The organism is Inediibacterium massiliense (assembly GCF_001282725.1).
GTDB classification, from domain to species: Bacteria; Bacillota; Clostridia; order Peptostreptococcales; family Thermotaleaceae; genus Anaerophilus; species Anaerophilus massiliensis.
In genome coordinates this window covers 445,934-462,892 of record NZ_LN876586.1, presented here as the reverse complement: position 1 = coordinate 462,892, position 16,959 = coordinate 445,934, and the positions used below count along the sequence as shown (strand labels likewise).

14 protein-coding genes and 1 pseudogene are annotated in these 16,959 nt (G+C 29.4%); 5 read left to right on the top strand and 10 right to left on the bottom strand.

Annotated elements, in window-relative coordinates; genetic code table 11:
• Positions 1 to 43: 43 nt before the first annotated feature.
• From BN2409_RS06030 to BN2409_RS06015, 4 genes are all read right to left on the bottom strand, one after another.
• The gene (locus tag BN2409_RS06030; RefSeq protein WP_053955742.1) at positions 44 to 721 is read right to left on the bottom strand and encodes a nitrite/sulfite reductase domain-containing protein; all 678 of its coding nucleotides are present in this window, start codon (positions 719 to 721) and stop codon (positions 44 to 46) included.
• Positions 722 to 802: 81 nt separating this feature from the next.
• Positions 803 to 1,894 (bottom strand): amidase domain-containing protein, encoded by a 1,092-nt coding sequence (locus BN2409_RS06025; protein ID WP_053955741.1) that lies wholly within the window; start codon positions 1,892 to 1,894, stop codon positions 803 to 805.
• A 100-nt stretch (positions 1,895 to 1,994) separates the two neighbouring features.
• Positions 1,995 to 5,072, bottom strand: a complete 3,078-nt coding sequence (gene pglX, locus BN2409_RS06020; RefSeq protein WP_053955740.1) for a BREX-1 system adenine-specific DNA-methyltransferase PglX — start codon at positions 5,070 to 5,072, stop codon at positions 1,995 to 1,997.
• 537 nt (positions 5,073 to 5,609) lie between these two features.
• On the bottom strand, positions 5,610 to 6,836 hold the full coding sequence (locus BN2409_RS06015) for an IS110 family RNA-guided transposase (protein ID WP_053955739.1): 1,227 nt from the start codon (positions 6,834 to 6,836) through the stop codon (positions 5,610 to 5,612).
• Between the two features lie 349 nt (positions 6,837 to 7,185).
• On the opposite strand from BN2409_RS06015, the gene BN2409_RS06010 reads away from it, so the two are divergent.
• Positions 7,186 to 8,247, top strand: coding sequence for a hypothetical protein (locus tag BN2409_RS06010; RefSeq protein ID WP_053955738.1), 1,062 nt, complete (start codon positions 7,186 to 7,188; stop codon positions 8,245 to 8,247).
• Positions 8,248 to 8,591: 344 nt separating this feature from the next.
• Here the strand turns inward: BN2409_RS06010 and BN2409_RS06005 are convergent, their stop codons facing one another.
• The 3 genes from BN2409_RS06005 to BN2409_RS05995 all read right to left on the bottom strand — a co-directional run bounded on the left by BN2409_RS06005 (position 8,592) and on the right by BN2409_RS05995 (position 10,752).
• Positions 8,592 to 9,194, bottom strand: a complete 603-nt coding sequence (locus BN2409_RS06005) for a PsbP-related protein (RefSeq protein WP_053955737.1) — start codon at positions 9,192 to 9,194, stop codon at positions 8,592 to 8,594.
• Between the two features lie 399 nt (positions 9,195 to 9,593).
• On the bottom strand, positions 9,594 to 10,358 hold the full coding sequence (locus tag BN2409_RS06000) for a L,D-transpeptidase family protein (RefSeq protein WP_053955736.1): 765 nt from the start codon (positions 10,356 to 10,358) through the stop codon (positions 9,594 to 9,596).
• Positions 10,359 to 10,503: 145 nt separating this feature from the next.
• Positions 10,504 to 10,752 carry a hypothetical protein gene (locus tag BN2409_RS05995; RefSeq protein ID WP_053955735.1) on the bottom strand — a complete coding sequence of 83 codons (249 nt, stop codon included), beginning with the start codon at positions 10,750 to 10,752 and terminating at the stop codon, positions 10,504 to 10,506.
• Positions 10,753 to 11,156: 404 nt separating this feature from the next.
• Here BN2409_RS05995 and BN2409_RS05990 point away from each other — a divergent pair, with 404 nt between their 5' ends.
• Together BN2409_RS05990 and BN2409_RS05985 are read left to right on the top strand one after the other, a co-directional pair.
• Positions 11,157 to 12,383: an IS110 family RNA-guided transposase gene (locus tag BN2409_RS05990; protein ID WP_053955734.1), complete on the top strand. Its 1,227-nt coding sequence runs from the start codon at positions 11,157 to 11,159 to the stop codon at positions 12,381 to 12,383.
• 287 nt (positions 12,384 to 12,670) lie between these two features.
• Positions 12,671 to 13,444, top strand: coding sequence for a L,D-transpeptidase family protein (locus BN2409_RS05985; RefSeq protein ID WP_207642558.1), 774 nt, complete (start codon positions 12,671 to 12,673; stop codon positions 13,442 to 13,444).
• A gap of 55 nt (positions 13,445 to 13,499) precedes the next feature.
• On the opposite strand, the pseudogene BN2409_RS17805 reads toward BN2409_RS05985, so the two are convergent.
• Positions 13,500 to 13,628, bottom strand: a pseudogene (locus BN2409_RS17805) (RNase H family protein); the annotation flags it as partial.
• Positions 13,629 to 13,883: 255 nt separating this feature from the next.
• Between BN2409_RS17805 and BN2409_RS16740 the strand changes: the two are divergent.
• Together BN2409_RS16740 and BN2409_RS05980 are read left to right on the top strand one after the other, a co-directional pair.
• A complete protein-coding gene (locus BN2409_RS16740) occupies positions 13,884 to 14,072 on the top strand; it encodes a CocE/NonD family hydrolase C-terminal non-catalytic domain-containing protein (protein ID WP_110942980.1) in 189 nt (62 codons plus the stop codon).
• A 36-nt stretch (positions 14,073 to 14,108) separates the two neighbouring features.
• Positions 14,109 to 15,854 carry a methyl-accepting chemotaxis protein gene (locus BN2409_RS05980; RefSeq protein ID WP_053955732.1) on the top strand — a complete coding sequence of 582 codons (1,746 nt, stop codon included), beginning with the start codon at positions 14,109 to 14,111 and terminating at the stop codon, positions 15,852 to 15,854.
• Positions 15,855 to 15,947: 93 nt separating this feature from the next.
• On the opposite strand, the gene BN2409_RS05975 is transcribed toward BN2409_RS05980, so the two are convergent.
• Positions 15,948 to 16,481 (bottom strand): O-acetyl-ADP-ribose deacetylase, encoded by a 534-nt coding sequence (locus BN2409_RS05975; protein WP_053955731.1) that lies wholly within the window; start codon positions 16,479 to 16,481, stop codon positions 15,948 to 15,950.
• Positions 16,482 to 16,643: 162 nt separating this feature from the next.
• Positions 16,644 to 16,817: a zinc-ribbon domain-containing protein gene (locus tag BN2409_RS05970; RefSeq protein ID WP_053955730.1), complete on the bottom strand. Its 174-nt coding sequence runs from the start codon at positions 16,815 to 16,817 to the stop codon at positions 16,644 to 16,646.
• Between the last annotated feature and the right edge of the window lie 142 nt (positions 16,818 to 16,959).

Genomic DNA, 16,959 nt, shown 5'->3' with positions numbered 1-16,959 from the left:
TTACATAAACATTATTCCACCATGAAAAAAATTGCATGGCCTTTTAGACCATGCAATTTTTTTCATTTTCAACTTGTGCTTTAAACTGCTCAAGTCCTACTCTATCAATATATGCTCCTAGTCTTTCATGCTTATTTGCATTTTCTGAATATACCTTTACAATCGTATCAATAATTGGAAATATTTCTTCTTCATCTACATTCTCATACAAAACATCACCTATTCTAGGTTTTACTCCACCTTTTCCTCCTACTTCAATAGTAAAGCCTTTAGGCATGCCCATAATTCCAATATCTCTAAAATGATTTTCTGCACAAGAGTTAGGACATCCACTTACTCCAATCTTTAACTTGTTTGGAAGACTCATGCCATGATAAAGATCGTCTAGCTTCATTCCTACACCTACTGAATCTTGTTGTCCTCTTTTGCAAAAGGTAGTCCCTGGACAAAATTTTACACTTCGTACACAAAGACCAATAGCGGCTCCCGGCTTCATATTTAAATCATTCCATGCATGATCTAAATCCTCTTCTTTTAATCCTACAATAGCAATTCTTTGTGCAGAAGTAAGCTTTAATGCTTGAGCGTTGTACTTGTCTGCTACATCTGCAATCTTTCTTAATGTATCACTTGATACAATTCCCCCTGGTATATGAGGTGCAATCGCATAAGTATCCTTATCTCTTTGTAAAACTGCACCCTTTTCTAATAAATCTTTCATACTAATAAAAAACCTCCTTGTACATTTTCCTATTAGTATTCTTCTTTTACAAAATAAAAATTCCTAATTTTTATAGGAATTTTAAAAATGAACATGTACAAGATGGAATTTTATTTTTTTATCACTCCATCCTAGATCCCAAGGCACTCTGTATCTATCTGTGTTATGAGAATTTACCAGAGCATACCCTTTAGAATCTGCTCCTGTTACAACAGATATATGTGTTATTTTCCCTTTTTTTTCATAGGCCACAAAATCTCCTGGCAATAGCTTATAAGCACCCTTGTATACTTGATCATAAGTTCCATAAGCTACTGTAGAAGCTCTACCACTATAAATCATATAATTCTTAAAAGCATGAGCATTGATCCATGATTTACTTCCTTCTTTTGTATAATTCCATGTATAATTTTTCCTAAATTCTCCTCCTTCATATAAAATCTGAGAAGCAAAATTTGCACAATCTCCTCCTAAATGATTATAATTGATATATTTTTTATTGTAGATATAATTTTCTTTTGCTGCTGCTCCACAATACTCATCTGCATACTTTAATGCCTTTTTTCTTCTCTCTATCATATTGGAAAAATCTCTTTCCTTTTGATCTGTAATATATTTTTTAAATTCTTCTGTTTTCATATCATCAAGTTCCATAGAATCCGCAAAAGGATCCGTATACCATTCTCTTATAATCACCCATTCATTTCCTCTCTTTTGAACATCTAAAGAATGATAAGTGCCTATACGAAAGTTATTTTTTATATTGGGATCATTCTCATAAAAATATTCATAAGTAGTAGATGCAATCAAATTTATTGTGGTTTTTTCTCCTTTATCATTGATTTTACCTACTACTGTATTAGAATCAATCTTTGTAAATACAACTCCCTGTTTCGATGCCCATTTATGAAGATACTTCATTTTTTTTATCTCGTGTTCATAAGCCCATATCCCATATCTTAATTTTGTATCATAGAGCTTTTGAATGGTATTTTCATCTTTATCTAAAATCCCTTGATTTCTTTTATGGAATATGTCTTGTATTTTTTGCCTCGTTTCATCCTGTACAAAAACATGTTGGATCGATGTATTCACACATAAATATCCTATTACTATCAATATCCCTAAAACAAAAGCAATATATTTTTTCTTTATGGTTACTAATACAATCAACCTACCCCCTCCTTACAACATATCCTATTCATACTCATTTTATCTATATTTCACTTTATAAAATTATATGTAAACAATTTAGAAAGTAGGATGATAATTTCTATTTATTTAATATGCTCTTAAATTTTTTATAATTTTTTTGTATCCCTTCGTCTAAGTCTATAGAAATTCCTTCTAATTTTTCAAGTTTTTCATCATATCTTCTTAACTCCTCTAACTCATGATAAATCTCTAGATGATTAGGTTCTTGTTGATACATTTTTTCCTTTTGTTTCATTATTTTTTGAATATAATTATTTCGTATAATACAAATAGTATTTGGATTGAATTTGTGAACATATAAAAAGGCCTCAAAACTTTTATATTTCCCTGATGAAAGCATCCAATAGATAGGTCTTTTATGGAAAAATTTCATATGATCTTTATAAAACTCATACTCAAAATATTTTTTTATTTCTTTTTCTAATCCATTAAAAAGAAAATAAATATTTTTCTCCCTATCTTCTTTTCCAAATAAAATATCTATAAACTTTATAAAAAAAGGTACTATAGAATGAGAAAATCCATTTGTAATAGGAATAATTCCATCTTTACATGGATAAAACCCTTTCCTCTCATATTCTTTTAAACTATACCTTCCCATCATACAACCTACTCCATAAGATATAAATTTTTTTAGCTCTTGCTTTTTATCAATCTTTCTTATCGTAATTTCTTGATCCTCTACATAATCATTTAATATTTTTTCACATCCATAAAGCTTAATAAATATCTTATTTAATCGTTCTTCTTTTTCTTTTAATATTTTTATATTTTTTTCACAGAATTCTTCCCAATATAGATATGTATTTTTTATATTTTCTCTTTTATAAATCACAAAGGGATGTATTTTAAAATTCCAAGACATCTCCTCTTGATCCCAATCTTTTTTAGATAGGTCAATACATTCCTTTGAAAGCTTTTGTATCTCTTCTTTTGTCTCTTCATCAGGAAAAATAATTGGAAGCAACCCCATATTTCCAGGTTGTACATTAAGAGTAGGATTTATACCATTTAAAAGATACGATGCCACTTTAGAACATAAAAAAGCGATGATAAAATATAAATTTTTTTTGCAAAATAGCGAAGACGCAGAAGTGTCAAATAAAAAACCTTCCTCTCTAAATCGAGCTGAAAATCTTGAAGAATTTACAAAGGACCATGAAATTCCTTTTTTAAAATAATAAGAAGTATTTGCAATTCCTATATTAGAAGTTCTTGAAGCATTTAACTTTTTATTGTACTCTCGAATTCTTTCTCCATCTTTTTCCCAATCTACTACATATATATGATTTCCATACCATTTTCTAAACTCTCCTCCCTTTTGATAAGGAAACCACTTATATCCACTTATTTTTGCACTTTCTCTACTTTTATAACCAAATCCTATTTTATTTGGATCTACTTCAAACCAGTACCTTACAAATTCTTTATTATTGCTTGTTTGAAGACCTACTCTGGGTTGTGCAATTTTTTTTAAAGGTACACCCAATTGAAATACATTGATAATAGAATCATCTATCCAAAAAGCTAAGGGCACTCCTGGAATACTTTGAAAATCTATAGCTTTTCTTTTATATCTATAAAAAATGCTTTCATTTTTTATAGCTTCTATTACTTTTTGAGGTTGTACTTTAGCTCCCTTAAATTTACAAAGTCTTATAAAATCTATTTGTTGATCTTGTTTACAGTTTTTCATAACAAAAGTGCCAATAGGAACAGTAGCATCTTCAAAACTTGAATACTCTAATTGTATAAGACTTTTTAAAGATTTTTCTGAAAGAATATATTTTCTTATTTTTTCATATCGTTTGATAAACATCCATACAAAACTTGTCATACAACCTATATAACCATCTCTTTTGGCAAAATCCATAGCCCTTTTGATAAAAGCTGCAAATAAATCTTCTTTATAATCTTTATAATGTTCATCTACATATCTTTTAAGATCTATATGCATTCTTTTATTTGCTAAATAAGGAGGATTCATAATCACTACATCATAAGTATCAGAAAGAATTTTCCACTGGATAATCATTTTCTTCATTTGTTGTGGCATCCATTCTATATATTCCTCTAAAATTTCTATATTTATATTTTTTATTTTTAATATAGAGCCATATTTTTTTGCATCATAGAAAGTATTGAAAAGATTTTCTACTTCTTTCTTCATTATATAAATTTTTTCTTTTGGAACATATTTTAAAAAATTTTCTTCTTTTCCTATTACATCATTACTTTCTTGTATAGAATAAATAGAGGGATAGATAAATTCATAAAAGATATTTTTATTTTTTTCCCAAGCCTTTGTAAAAAGAATAAATCTTGCTATATAGACTACTTTTTCATCCACATCTAATCCATACAAATTATACTTCAAAATATATTTGGGGATCTCTTCTGGTGAGTACCCTTCCTGTATATAAATAAGATATAAAACATCAAAAGCATATGACAATAAATTTCCTGCTCCACAAGCGGGATCTATAACTTTTATATTTTTAGGATCTATTTTCCTTCGATCACTTACTTCTTTTTGTGAAATATAAAAAGATAAATATTTTTTAATGTTTTCATTGCCTGCATCTTCAACCCATAGTTTTCCAACAGTATTGTCTACCATATACTTACATATCCACTCAGGTGTAAAAATCTGAGTAGCTACAATCATCTCTTCTTCATTCATTCTTGTTTTATGAATTCCTGTTGTACTTTTTTGCTTTTCTAAAAAATAATATTGATACAACCACCCTATATTCTCTACTTTTTTCATACACTCTGATTCAAAAAAATCATCTAGTACTTTTTTTATATTATTAAGAGAATTAGGAAATAAAGTTTTTTCATCTTCTTGGATAGGTTGAAAAACAAAAGGAACCACTTTACATAAATCATCCCAAATTGTGAAAAATTCTTGATGATTTGTATAGTTTTTTATACGAATCATATCTTTTTTTCTCATATACTCTAAAATAATAAAACAATAAAAATATTTATAACTCATGTTCTCCACAATTTTTTTTAGTCCTTTTATCCACAATTTTTCTGGAATAGGCATCATAAACGCTTTTTTTATGATCTCTTTTTTTAATTCTTTTTTAAAAATATTTATAAAATCTTTCATTTTTTTATGATCCATGTCTATCCCCCTAAAACCCTTTTTCATTATCTATTCACTCTTATGGAAATTTTATACATAATCTTTTGTTATTTTTCTAAAAAAAATAAAAGTTTTCCTTAAACAGAAACTTTTATTCGAATCATTCTATTCTTAATGTCTTATAGAACTCCACATCTACACTATAGCTTCTTCAAACTTTTCTTCACATTCTTCTTTGCACCTGAAAAATTTTCACACTTTTAATTCATCAAAAGCTTTTTGTCATTACATAAAAATCAGATTGTAATACTTTTGACCTAAATATTTATATAATAGTACCCATAATATGTAAATAGTGTTAAAATATCAGAAACTAGTTTTATTCTTTAAACTAATGTTTAATAGAGATTTTAAAGCAATAATATATGTATAAAGACTTGTGGTAATAAGTCAAGATAGAAAAAGATAGGTTTTGATTAAACTTACAATAATATTTTCTAAAAAAGTCAGCACTTAATAAACCTAAGGTAAATTAGGATTAAAACGAAAAGATTGCGCATCGAAGATTATTCGATATTATACACTCCTTTCTGGTGCATAAAGTTGGTGATTGCGTAGCAGCACATCCACCATGCGCACAAATTTTCTTGCAGTAAGGACGAGAGCTCTTTTATGTTGATGCCTAGGAACTTCATGATATTTCTTGAGATAGTATTCTCTATAAACAGGTTCATTACGCATAAGTGAATTGGCAGCTTCAATCAAGTAATAGCGAAGGTAATGATTCCCTGTTTTAGTCATTGTAGTTCTTTCAGATTCAAAATTACCAGATTGTTTTCGCTTCCAGTAAAGACCTGCATACTTGGCAATTTTGGCTTCATTTTCGAAGCGTTGAATTTGACCAATTTCGGCTATTATGCCAGCAGCATAAACTGGTCCAATGCCTGGAACACTAAGCAATGATTTGGATTCAGGTAAAATTTCAAATAATTGCTGAATTGCTTTATCAAGTTCTTTGATCTGTTTTTTTATGGTTTTAATCATCATAGCATATGAAGCCAAAATAACATCGACTGAATTTTGCATGACTTTTCCTAGTCGATAAGAGTCTCTAATGGCTTTTGAAAGTGATTTCGCAAGCTTTTCAGGATTGCTAAATCGACCACGGCCTTTTTCTTGTAAAATAGCAGCCAAATCCTCTAAAGACATATTGGCGATGTCTTCAAGAGTCATAGAGTCGGTTACTAAGTCCATCATGGTTGTACCAAAGACAGATGTATCAATTTCTTTAGTGAGGGTATTACACTTGTAATAAATATTTTCTAAAAAATGTTGCTTCATTTCAGTCAATTGACCAATGAGCTGGTAACGTGATCTAGTTAATCTTTGTAAAGCCATATATTGTTCTTCTTTAATCAAGGAAGTATTGAAACGATCAAAGCGAAGAAAGTCAGCAATACGATAAGCATCTATTTTATCGGTTTTATCTTCTTCAAATAGGCCTTTAAACCGATGTATAGCCTTAGGATTCATAACAACAACTTCGACTCCTAAAGACTTAAGCTCAGAGTCTTCTGATAGGAAAGTTGAAGGATGAAAGCTGTAAATAGAAGTTGCTTCCATACCGATTATAATACGATCATACCGAATTAGATCAGTGAAATGGCTAATATGTTCTTTGATTTTACTAGCACCAACAACATTATTGGGTAGAGAAACTTCTAGTAAAATTTGATCTTCACTGGTGAGAAAACAAGTATCAAGTTTTTCAGAACTAACATCAATACCAACAAATAATTTCATGGATAGGACCTCCTTTCTATGAATTTGGAACGGCTTGGATACTGAAACCTATCCCTAGTTACCAACCGGATGGCAACAACCTCGCGTATGAGTATTCAATACTTGTCCACCATAAGCTGCCCGAAGCTACTAACATTCGGTATGATAGGCAAGAGATACAGCTTGTGAGTTTGCAGTACACCTGTTGGCTGGGAGACAGTCTTTAAATGCAGTCTTGCTGCAGGAGAGAACAGCCTTAATCCAGATAGATCCTTATTCCATACTTCTATTATCTAGGAATAGGACTCAATATCCAAGTCGATAGATGAAAATTTTTAAATTTAAATATATTATACGAGGAGAGCTATGAATGAAAAGAGTCGTAGTAATTACACTAATAATAACTTCTATATTTATAATTTCTGGATGTACGGAAGAAAAAAAAGAACTAAAAATCCCCACTAATGCTCAATTAAACCCTCAAATAAAGGAATTAAAAAATCCAATAGGGAACTTACTTTCAGAGTCATATGTGAATGTTGCTGATAAAATAAATCCTGAAATCAAAAAACAAACCGATGAATTCATTGAATATTTTTTAAATGAAATGCAAAATGGTGATATAAAAAACATACCAATATACAAATCTAAAAATTCTGATGATCCAAGTAGAAAAGATATTTTATTGGGATTAATGTTGCAATCTGAAAATTTTAAAAACATTGATCCAATTCTTATTGATGAGTATTATGGTGAATCTTTAGACAAGATTACTTACACTGTAGAATCTGCAAACGATAACAACTATACTCTTGAATTACCTATTGAAGGATGTCGTGCATATAAAATCTTTAAATCAAAACAAGATTCAGAAACTAAAATATTAATTTTTGTATTACAATATGAAAATGGTTGGAAATTTAAGAACCTTACTTGTAAAAAAATCACAATAGATGGATTTGATAAAAATTACTGGTTTGAAAAAGGAGAATCTCTTGAAAAAGAGGGATATATTGTACCTGCATGTATAATATACAAGGCTGCTTTATATATTACACAAATACCATATTATCAATATAAGGATGAAAAGTATTTATTGAAAAAGGAGACCTTCATTAAGACTCACAAAGAAGAATGTGACGCTATTATCAGTCCGATTATTGATGGGAAACGATTTATCATACATAAAGCCATGCTAAATATTGGACAGCCTAATGGCAAAAACTTTTATGAGATAAGTTATACTACTAATCTAAGTAAGAATAATTTCAATAAGCATAATGTAGAAATAGAGGTATCCAAACTCAATAAATACTTACTAGAAAATAAATTGATATTTGATATAGGAAAAATGTATTATCATTCAATACAAAGCAATAATGCATTTGATAAATTCGATGTTAGCACAATAACTATTGAATTGGATTCATAAATTTAATCCATACATATTACTCACTTACCAACAGCTCATGAGCTAATAATTACATCTTGCTATACTATAACATCATTTTGTATAAGTAGAGATGCACTACAATTACTAGTTTTGGAAAGAAAAACTTAATTTTAAATTTAAAAATGTAGACAGTATGATTATAACTGAAAATTATAGATAAAATTATGGCCTATAATAGAGTTTTAAACACTCTCTAAGTGCTGTTTTACAAATAAAGCTAATACAAGGATATATGAATATCACCGGTTTTACTCTATAAAAAAGAGAAATACTCCAATAACGAGTTTTCTCTTTTTTTAAAATATATTTGATTGTAAAATATTTTAGTTTTCCTTGAATGAATTGGTTATTTTTTCTAGTCCGTCTCTATTGTCTTTTAATCTACTTGGTGATGTACATGTAAGAACTTGATAATAATTCTTGTCTGTTTCCACTATAGTAATCATATATACAGTTTTGATCTTATCCTCTTCTTCTGTAACTTCAATTTGTTTTGCTTTTTGTCCATTTATAGTTACATCTTTTATATCACTTTTTTCTATATTAGATGTTTCTTCAAATAAATTTCCTACAACTTCATTCATGTAATCTTCAATAGTCATAGTCTCTGCAAAATCAGTCTTTGAGTCTGATATAACTATCGTACAGTCATCTTGCTGTTCAGAAGCTACTTGAATGATAGCATCCTCATTAATATCCTCTAATTCTGACCAGGACTTTGGTATGCTGATTTCACATGTTTTATCTGTACTTGTTATACTTTTATATCCAGTTTCTTCTGTCTGAGTATTAGATTCATTGTTTTGTTCTACTGCATTTTTACTTGTAGCTTCTTTAGATTCATTACTTGAACATCCAGCAAATAACGACATAACCAAAACAAGTGCTACAACGTAAACTACAACTTTGCATACATTTTTTTTCATACAGTTCCCTCCTAAGATATATATTATACAAATCTTCAATAGTTCGTATAATATTCAAATAAATTTTTTGAAAGACCTTAACAGTTTACAATAATTCTAAATACTTTTCAATCTCAGCATTCCTTATATTGCAGATCTGGTCTGATCTATATTTATAGTACTCTGCTCCTATTTCTTTTCTTATTATGCAATGCAAATCCTCTAAATAGCTATTTTCTAAAAGTACGAAATACAATCAATACACAAAAATGATAAACTACCTATTGCCATTTTTTAGACACTTGTCCATAACTTTGAAATATATATTTTGTAGGACTTTCTTCAAGTTTGATCTCATATGAATACTTTTTTCCTATCTATTTGCTCAATAAAATAAAAGTTTCTCTTGATTAGAAACTTTTATTCAAATAGTTCTATTCCCAATGCCTTATAAAACTCTACATCTACATTATGGCTAAGGGATAAATTATGATCCTTTCTAAATTGGATCACATATACTTTCATCCCCTCTCCATATATTCCATCTATCCATCCTGGATAATATCCTTTCTCCTTCATATATCTTTGTACTTCATATACATCAGACCCTCTAGCCCCTGGCTCTAATGTTCTAAATCCATTACCAAAAGGACCAAATACTCCTCCTCTTATAGCAATAGGCATTCCTACTTTTACCAACTTATATAATTCTTCTATATCTTTATTTTTCATTCTTATACATCCATGTGAAGATGCCCATCCTATAGAATTTGGTTTGTTTGTTCCATGTATTCCATATTTGCCCCATGGTACATCAATCCCCATCCATCTAGTTCCAAAACCTTTTCCCCAGCTTGATTTCCCTACAATCTTCCAGTTTCCTATAGGTGATGGGGTGTCTGATTTTCCACTAGCAATCACATATTTTTTTAATATATTATTATTATCAAGATTAATCAGTTCTAATATCTTTTCATTGATATCTATGTAAATTCCAAGATTTTTATAGTCTGGATTCTCTTCAATTTTTCTTTCTTCCCATGTGATATATTTATTTTCTTTTTGTATTTTTACAGGAGCACTAAGTTTTATCTTATTCCCTGTATACTCAAAAAAGTTACCTATATAAAGAAGTATACTCATATGTATAATACAAATACACATCCATAAAAACCACTTTTTCAATCTCATCCCTCCTTACATAATTCATTATATGCAAAGAGCTAGATAAGGTATTACTTTTTATACTTTTTCTTAAATTCCTAAAAAAATCCTCCTTCTACAATTTACAAAGGAGGATTTTAATCATTATTTATTTTACAATCTCTCTTTATTTTTCCTTGTGCTGATGATATGGATATAATTTATCCATCACTTCATTGAAAGGCATCTTACTTTCCCAATTTTTTAAGATATCATCCGTATCTTCTTTTTGTATTGGTTTTTCTATTGGATCTTTACTCTTTTTTGTCATATATTGATTTTGAATTTTGTCACCATCCATAGCTTTTAACGTATCATAAATTTTTTCTAAAGTATCATTCATTTTCTCTAATAGAAGAATTACTTTTGAATCCATAAAATCCTCTCCTTTCCATCGTCTTATATGAAAAGAATATTCACTATATTTTCATATTATACTCACCTCGTATAATATATTTAAATTTAAAAATTTTCATCTATCGACTTGGATATTGAGTCCTATTCCTAGATAATAGAAGTATGGAATAAGGATCTATCTGGATTAAGGCTGTTCTCTCCTGCAGCAAGACTGCATTTAAAGACTGTCTCCCAGCCAACAGGTGTACTGCAAACTCACAAGCTGTATCTCTTGCCTATCATACCGAATGTTAGTAGCTTCGGGCAGCTTATGGTGGACAAGTATTGAATACTCATACGCGAGGTTGTTGCCATCCGGTTGGTAACTAGGGATAGGTTTCAGTATCCAAGCCGTTCCAAATTCATAGAAAGGAGGTCCTATCCATGAAATTATTTGTTGGTATTGATGTTAGTTCTGAAAAACTTGATACTTGTTTTCTCACCAGTGAAGATCAAATTTTACTAGAAGTTTCTCTACCCAATAATGTTGTTGGTGCTAGTAAAATCAAAGAACATATTAGCCATTTCACTGATCTAATTCAGTATGATCGTATTATAATCGGTATGGAAGCAACTTCTATTTACAGCTTTCACCCTTCAACTTTTCTAGCAGAAGACTGTGAGCTTAAGTCTTTAGGAGTCGAAGTTGTTGTTATGAATCCTAAGGCTATACATCGGTTTAAAGGCCTATTTGAAGAAGATAAAACCGATAAAATAGATGCTTATCGTATTGCTGACTTTCTTCGCTTTGATCGTTTCAATACTTCCTTGATTAAAGAAGAACAATATATGGCTTTACAAAGATTAACTAGATCACGTTACCAGCTCATTGGCCAATTGACTGAAATGAAGCAACATTTTTTAGAAAATATTTATTACAAGTGTAATACCCTCACTAAAGAAATTGATACATCTGTCTTTGGTACAACCATGATGGACTTAGTAACCGACTCTATGACTCTTGAAGACATCGCCAATATGTCTTTAGAGGATTTGGCTGCTATTTTACAAGAAAAAGGCCGTGGTCGATTTAGCAATCCTGAAAAGCTTGCGAAATCACTTTCAAAAGCCATTAGAGACTCTTATCGACTAGGAAAAGTCATGCAAAATTCAGTCGATGTTATTTTGGCTTCATATGCTATGATGATTAAAACCATAAAAAAACAGATCAAAGAACTTGATAAAGCAATTCAGCAATTATTTGAAATTTTACCTGAATCCAAATCATTGCTTAGTGTTCCAGGCATTGGACCAGTTTATGCTGCTGGCATAATAGCCGAAATTGGTCAAATTCAACGCTTCGAAAATGAAGCCAAAATTGCCAAGTATGCAGGTCTTTACTGGAAGCGAAAACAATCTGGTAATTTTGAATCTGAAAGAACTACAATGACTAAAACAGGGAATCATTACCTTCGCTATTACTTGATTGAAGCTGCCAATTCACTTATGCGTAATGAACCTGTTTATAGAGAATACTATCTCAAGAAATATCATGAAGTTCCTAAGCATCAACATAAAAGAGCTCTCGTCCTTACTGCAAGAAAATTTGTGCGCATGGTGGATGTGCTGCTACGCAATCACCAACTTTATGCACCAGAAAGGAGTGTATAATATCGAATAATCTTCGATGCGCAATCTTTTCGTTTTAATCCTAATTTACCTTAGGTTTATTAAGTGCTGACTTTTTTAGAAAATATTATTGTAAGTTTAATCAAAACCTATCTTTTTCTATCTTGACTTATTACCACAAGTCTTTATGAATCCCTCAGCTACATATTATTTTTCTATATAATTAGATAAAAATGGTATATTTAAAATGATGAATATTGTATAATAAATAGCGGAAAGGATGATATATGTTGAGAAAAGCAATCATACTATTAATATGCCTATTGAGTTTGAGTTCATATTCTTACGCAGATTCAGAAGAGGAATTTGTAAAATATATGATGGAGAATTTTAAAGGCAAAGACTTTGTTGTAGAACATGAACAAACTGTACAAGAAGAGGTTTCCGAATATAATCCAATACAATCTATAAACCCTTATATAGTCTATGGAACAATAAAATATCCTTGCACGATCTATCAAAATCCAGGAAAATATAGTATAGGAAATTTACAGTCTGGGGATCGAGTAGAAATTATTCAAGATAAGGGGTATCAATGGTATCAAGTAAAAAAAGATTATTTAATAGGTTGGATTCATATTTCTCATTTAGATATTGATGCAGATATACCTGTAGATCCTTCTATTCTACAAGAAAACGAGATTTTTGACTTTATTCATAAAGAAAATCTGAAAAGTAATACAAGATATTTTCTATTATGTGATGTCCATAGACAAAAGTTATATGTACTTATGGATGACAAACTTTTAAAAACCATTCCTTGCTCGACAGGTAAAAATGTTTCTCCTACCATTCGAGGAACTTATACAATTACAGATAAAGGAAATTGGTTTTATGCACCTCGCTTTAATATGGGAGCAAAATATTGGACTAGATTTCATGGAGCTTATTTAATCCACTCTATTCCTATGGATAAAAATAAAAATGTGATAGACCCTATTTTAGGACAAAGACTTTCTTCTGGTTGTATCAGAGTATCTATAGAAGATGCCCAGTGGATTCAACAATATATTCCTTATGGAACAAGTATATCTATCTTATAGCCTATTATCTTATTTAGGTACATAATAAAATCTAGTCCATATCATATGATATGGACTAGATTTTATTTTCTCTCGCAGCTTCTTTGGCATATAGATCACATATAGTATTTTCAAAATGATTAGAATGTCCTTTTACCCATTCAAATTCTATATACTTATTCTTGGTTGAATTACTGAACTTCTTCCAATTATCGCTACTCTTCTACAAAAAATTTGAATATTTGCCCTTCACATGATAATATGGGAATTATAGTAAATAAGTACTATTTAAAACAACCTACAAAATCCCTCATACTTATATTATATGCCCATTCATCTAATTTCAATTTAATAATTCTTATTTTAAAAGAATCAAACTAAGACATCAAGGAGGACTACAATTATGAAAAAATTTTTATCTATGGTATTAGCATTCACACTAATTCTCCCATGAGTATCCATTAAAGAATATACATTTACATTAGACTTGCAACCTATGGATTACACACTAAAAAAAGGACATAGACTTGGTTTAATTATATTGTCTACAGATGCTGAATATACCCTAAGACCTTTTAAAACTACAAATTTTATATTAAATACAAATGAAAGCTTTGTTGAGATTCCAGTAGTCCATGATCTTCATTAACTTTTAAAGAAAATTTTGCGAAGGGATGCGTTTTTATTGAAAATAAAAAAAATATCTAATGTTTCTTTATCTTTAAAGTCTAAAATTATAATCATCACATCCATAATCATTATGTTGTCTACACTTCTTATGGGATATGTCTTTTATAATAATATGTACAAACATACTACTAAGCTTTTACAAGAAGAAGGTCTTAATATTGCAAAATCAGCTTCATCATTAATAGATGGAGACAAATTTAAAGAACTTTCAACTTCTTTAAATAAACAAGATCCTTTCTATATAGATACAAGAAAAAAATTACAAGAGCTAAATATAAGTATTGGAAATGGTATGTTATATACGATAGTATCTAATGATTCAAACAACTACACATATATTATTAATGGTAGTGATGCACATGTAGAATTAGGACATAAGCAAAAGAAATCTGACTTTTCAGAAGAAGCTAAGATGGCTTTTGAGACAGGAAAATCATATACTTGCGAACCCTATTACGTAGACACATTTAACAAATACTACATATCTGCTTTTGTTCCAATCTTTAATTCTTCTAATCAAGTAGTAGGTGTAATAGAATATGATTTTGAAGGAAAAGAACTTTCTCAAAAAACAAATGAATTTAAAGCTCTGATTATCTCTATTACTATTATTTTTATTGCAATTTCTATCTTTATTAATTTCATTGCATTAAAAGTCATGTTTAGGCCTATCAACAAACTTGTAGAATCAATTCATACTATTGCTAATGGAGATTTAACTATACATATTGATACTTCTAGAAAAGATGAGATTGGAAAAATAAACATAGCTTTAAGTAAAACAGTAGATTCATTACGGGATATGATAGAAAAGATCAAATCCTCTTGTATAAAAGTTACAGAAGCATCTAAAGCCATTTTAATCAGTTCATCAGATACATCAAAAGCATCAGAAGAACTAGCTATATCTACCAACGAAATTTCATCTATATCTAATGATCAAGTCACAAACACACACAATATAAAAAATGTTTTAGATCAATTAGATGATGATATTCAAAATATCTTTACTCAAATACAAGATACAAATCAAATTGCATATCAAACAGTAGAAAATGTGAATAATGGAACAGAAGTCATTAAAAATACCAAAAATCAAATTGATAAAATTGAAAGTAGTATCCATAATGCAAATTCAGTAGTAAAAAATTTAACACAAAATATGGGTAAAATACAGGGAATATTAACAACTATATCAAGTATTGCCGATCAAACAAATCTTTTATCACTTAATGCAGCAATTGAAGCTGCAAGAGCAGGAGAACATGGAAGAGGCTTTGCGGTAGTTGCAGATGAAGTTAGAAAACTTGCAGTAGAATCTAATATTGCCGCTAGCGAAATAGTAGATATTATTGGATTTATGAATGAAGAAACAAATCATGTCGAAAAAGCTATTTCAGAAAGTGTAGATATGACTACAGAAGGTAAAGAATATACAGATCATGTTAGTAATACATTTAAAATCATAAGAAACTCTAATAAAGATATAGAAAATAAAATAAGTGAGATTAAAAATTCTGCTAGTGAAATTGTATCCAGAGTTACAAATATAAATGAAACTATGAATGAAATTGAAAAAGTATCAAAAACAATTGATTCAAATACTATGAATTTAGCAGCAACTACACAAGAAGAAATGGCATCTGCGGAAGAATTAAAATCTATGTCTGAAGTTTTAAACGGAGAAGCTATATTATTAAATGAAAGTATTTCTAAATTTAAAATAAAAGATAATATATAAAACTTTCATACTATATAAAGTTACAAAAGGAACTTTTTTGAAGGTTCCTTTTTGTGTGCCTTTATTTTTTCAAATTTTATATTCCTCTATTTTTTACTTGCAAAAAATCTTATCTAATTTTTTTTTATAAATTGCAAAGTCTTTCTCTTTAAATAAAACAAAAACAATTTGAGTGATTTGGCTATTTTTAACCAAAAAATCCATAACAGCTTTTATAGCAATATCAGAAGCTTCTTCTATAGGATAAGCATATACACCTGTAGAAATCGATGGAAAAGCTATCGTTTGAATATCATACTCAGTAGCTAATTTTAATGAGTTAAAATAAGCATTATATAAAAGCTTACTTTCATTATTACTTCCTCCCCTATAAATAGGCCCTACTGTATGAATGACATATTTACTGATCATCTTTCCTGCTGTAGTAATTCTAGCCTCTCCAGTAGGACATCCACCTATTTTTCTACATTGTTCTAATATCTCTGCTCCTCCAGCTTTATGTATGGCCCCGTCTACACCACCCCCACCTAACAGGCTATTATTCGCTGCGTTTACTATAGCATCTACTTTTAATTTTGTAATATCTCCTTGTACAACAACAATTTGAGTATCTTTATAGGTATACATATAATCACTTCTCCCTTCAAATATTTTATCCCATTCTAAAAAATCTATCTTATCATTTTTTATTGTATATATTGATCATTTCAGTATATACATTTATAATCCTATTTTCATATATTAAAAAACCCCTCTAGGAATATATCCTGTCGGGGTTTTTACATACAATTATCTTCTAAATCCTCTATTGTTGTTATTTCTTTGTTGTTTTTTTGCTTTTCTACATTCAGCACATCTTTGTGGTTCATTGTCAAAACCTTTTTCTTTATAGAAATCTTGCTCACCTTGTGTGAATACAAAGTCTTTTCCACAATCTTTACAAACCAAAGTTTTATCTGCCATTTCAACACTCCTCCTTTTCAATGGATTAAGATTTAAAATTGATTTACATTATCTTCTTAAAAAGAGGAAATGTTGTTAACCATATTAAATCTAATTCTAAATTTTTATATCACTTAATAGAATTAATTTATTCTATCACTTT

Excerpts from the sequence above, each read along its gene's own strand:
- BN2409_RS06030 (WP_053955742.1), bottom strand. The coding sequence starts at position 721 with ATGAAAGATTTATTAGAAAAGGGTGCAGTTTTACAAAGAGATAAGGAT.
- BN2409_RS06015 (WP_053955739.1), bottom strand. The coding sequence starts at position 6,836 with ATGAAATTATTTGTTGGTATTGATGTTAGTTCTGAAAAACTTGATACT.
- BN2409_RS06010 (WP_053955738.1), top strand. The coding sequence starts at position 7,186 with ATGAAAAGAGTCGTAGTAATTACACTAATAATAACTTCTATATTTATA.
- BN2409_RS05970 (WP_053955730.1), bottom strand. The coding sequence starts at position 16,817 with ATGGCAGATAAAACTTTGGTTTGTAAAGATTGTGGAAAAGACTTTGTA.
- BN2409_RS05995 (WP_053955735.1), bottom strand. The coding sequence starts at position 10,752 with ATGGATTCAAAAGTAATTCTTCTATTAGAGAAAATGAATGATACTTTA.
- BN2409_RS06005 (WP_053955737.1), bottom strand. The coding sequence starts at position 9,194 with ATGAAAAAAAATGTATGCAAAGTTGTAGTTTACGTTGTAGCACTTGTT.
- BN2409_RS05975 (WP_053955731.1), bottom strand. The coding sequence starts at position 16,481 with ATGTATACCTATAAAGATACTCAAATTGTTGTTGTACAAGGAGATATT.
- BN2409_RS05990 (WP_053955734.1), top strand. The coding sequence starts at position 11,157 with ATGAAATTATTTGTTGGTATTGATGTTAGTTCTGAAAAACTTGATACT.
- pglX (WP_053955740.1), bottom strand. The coding sequence starts at position 5,072 with ATGGATCATAAAAAAATGAAAGATTTTATAAATATTTTTAAAAAAGAA.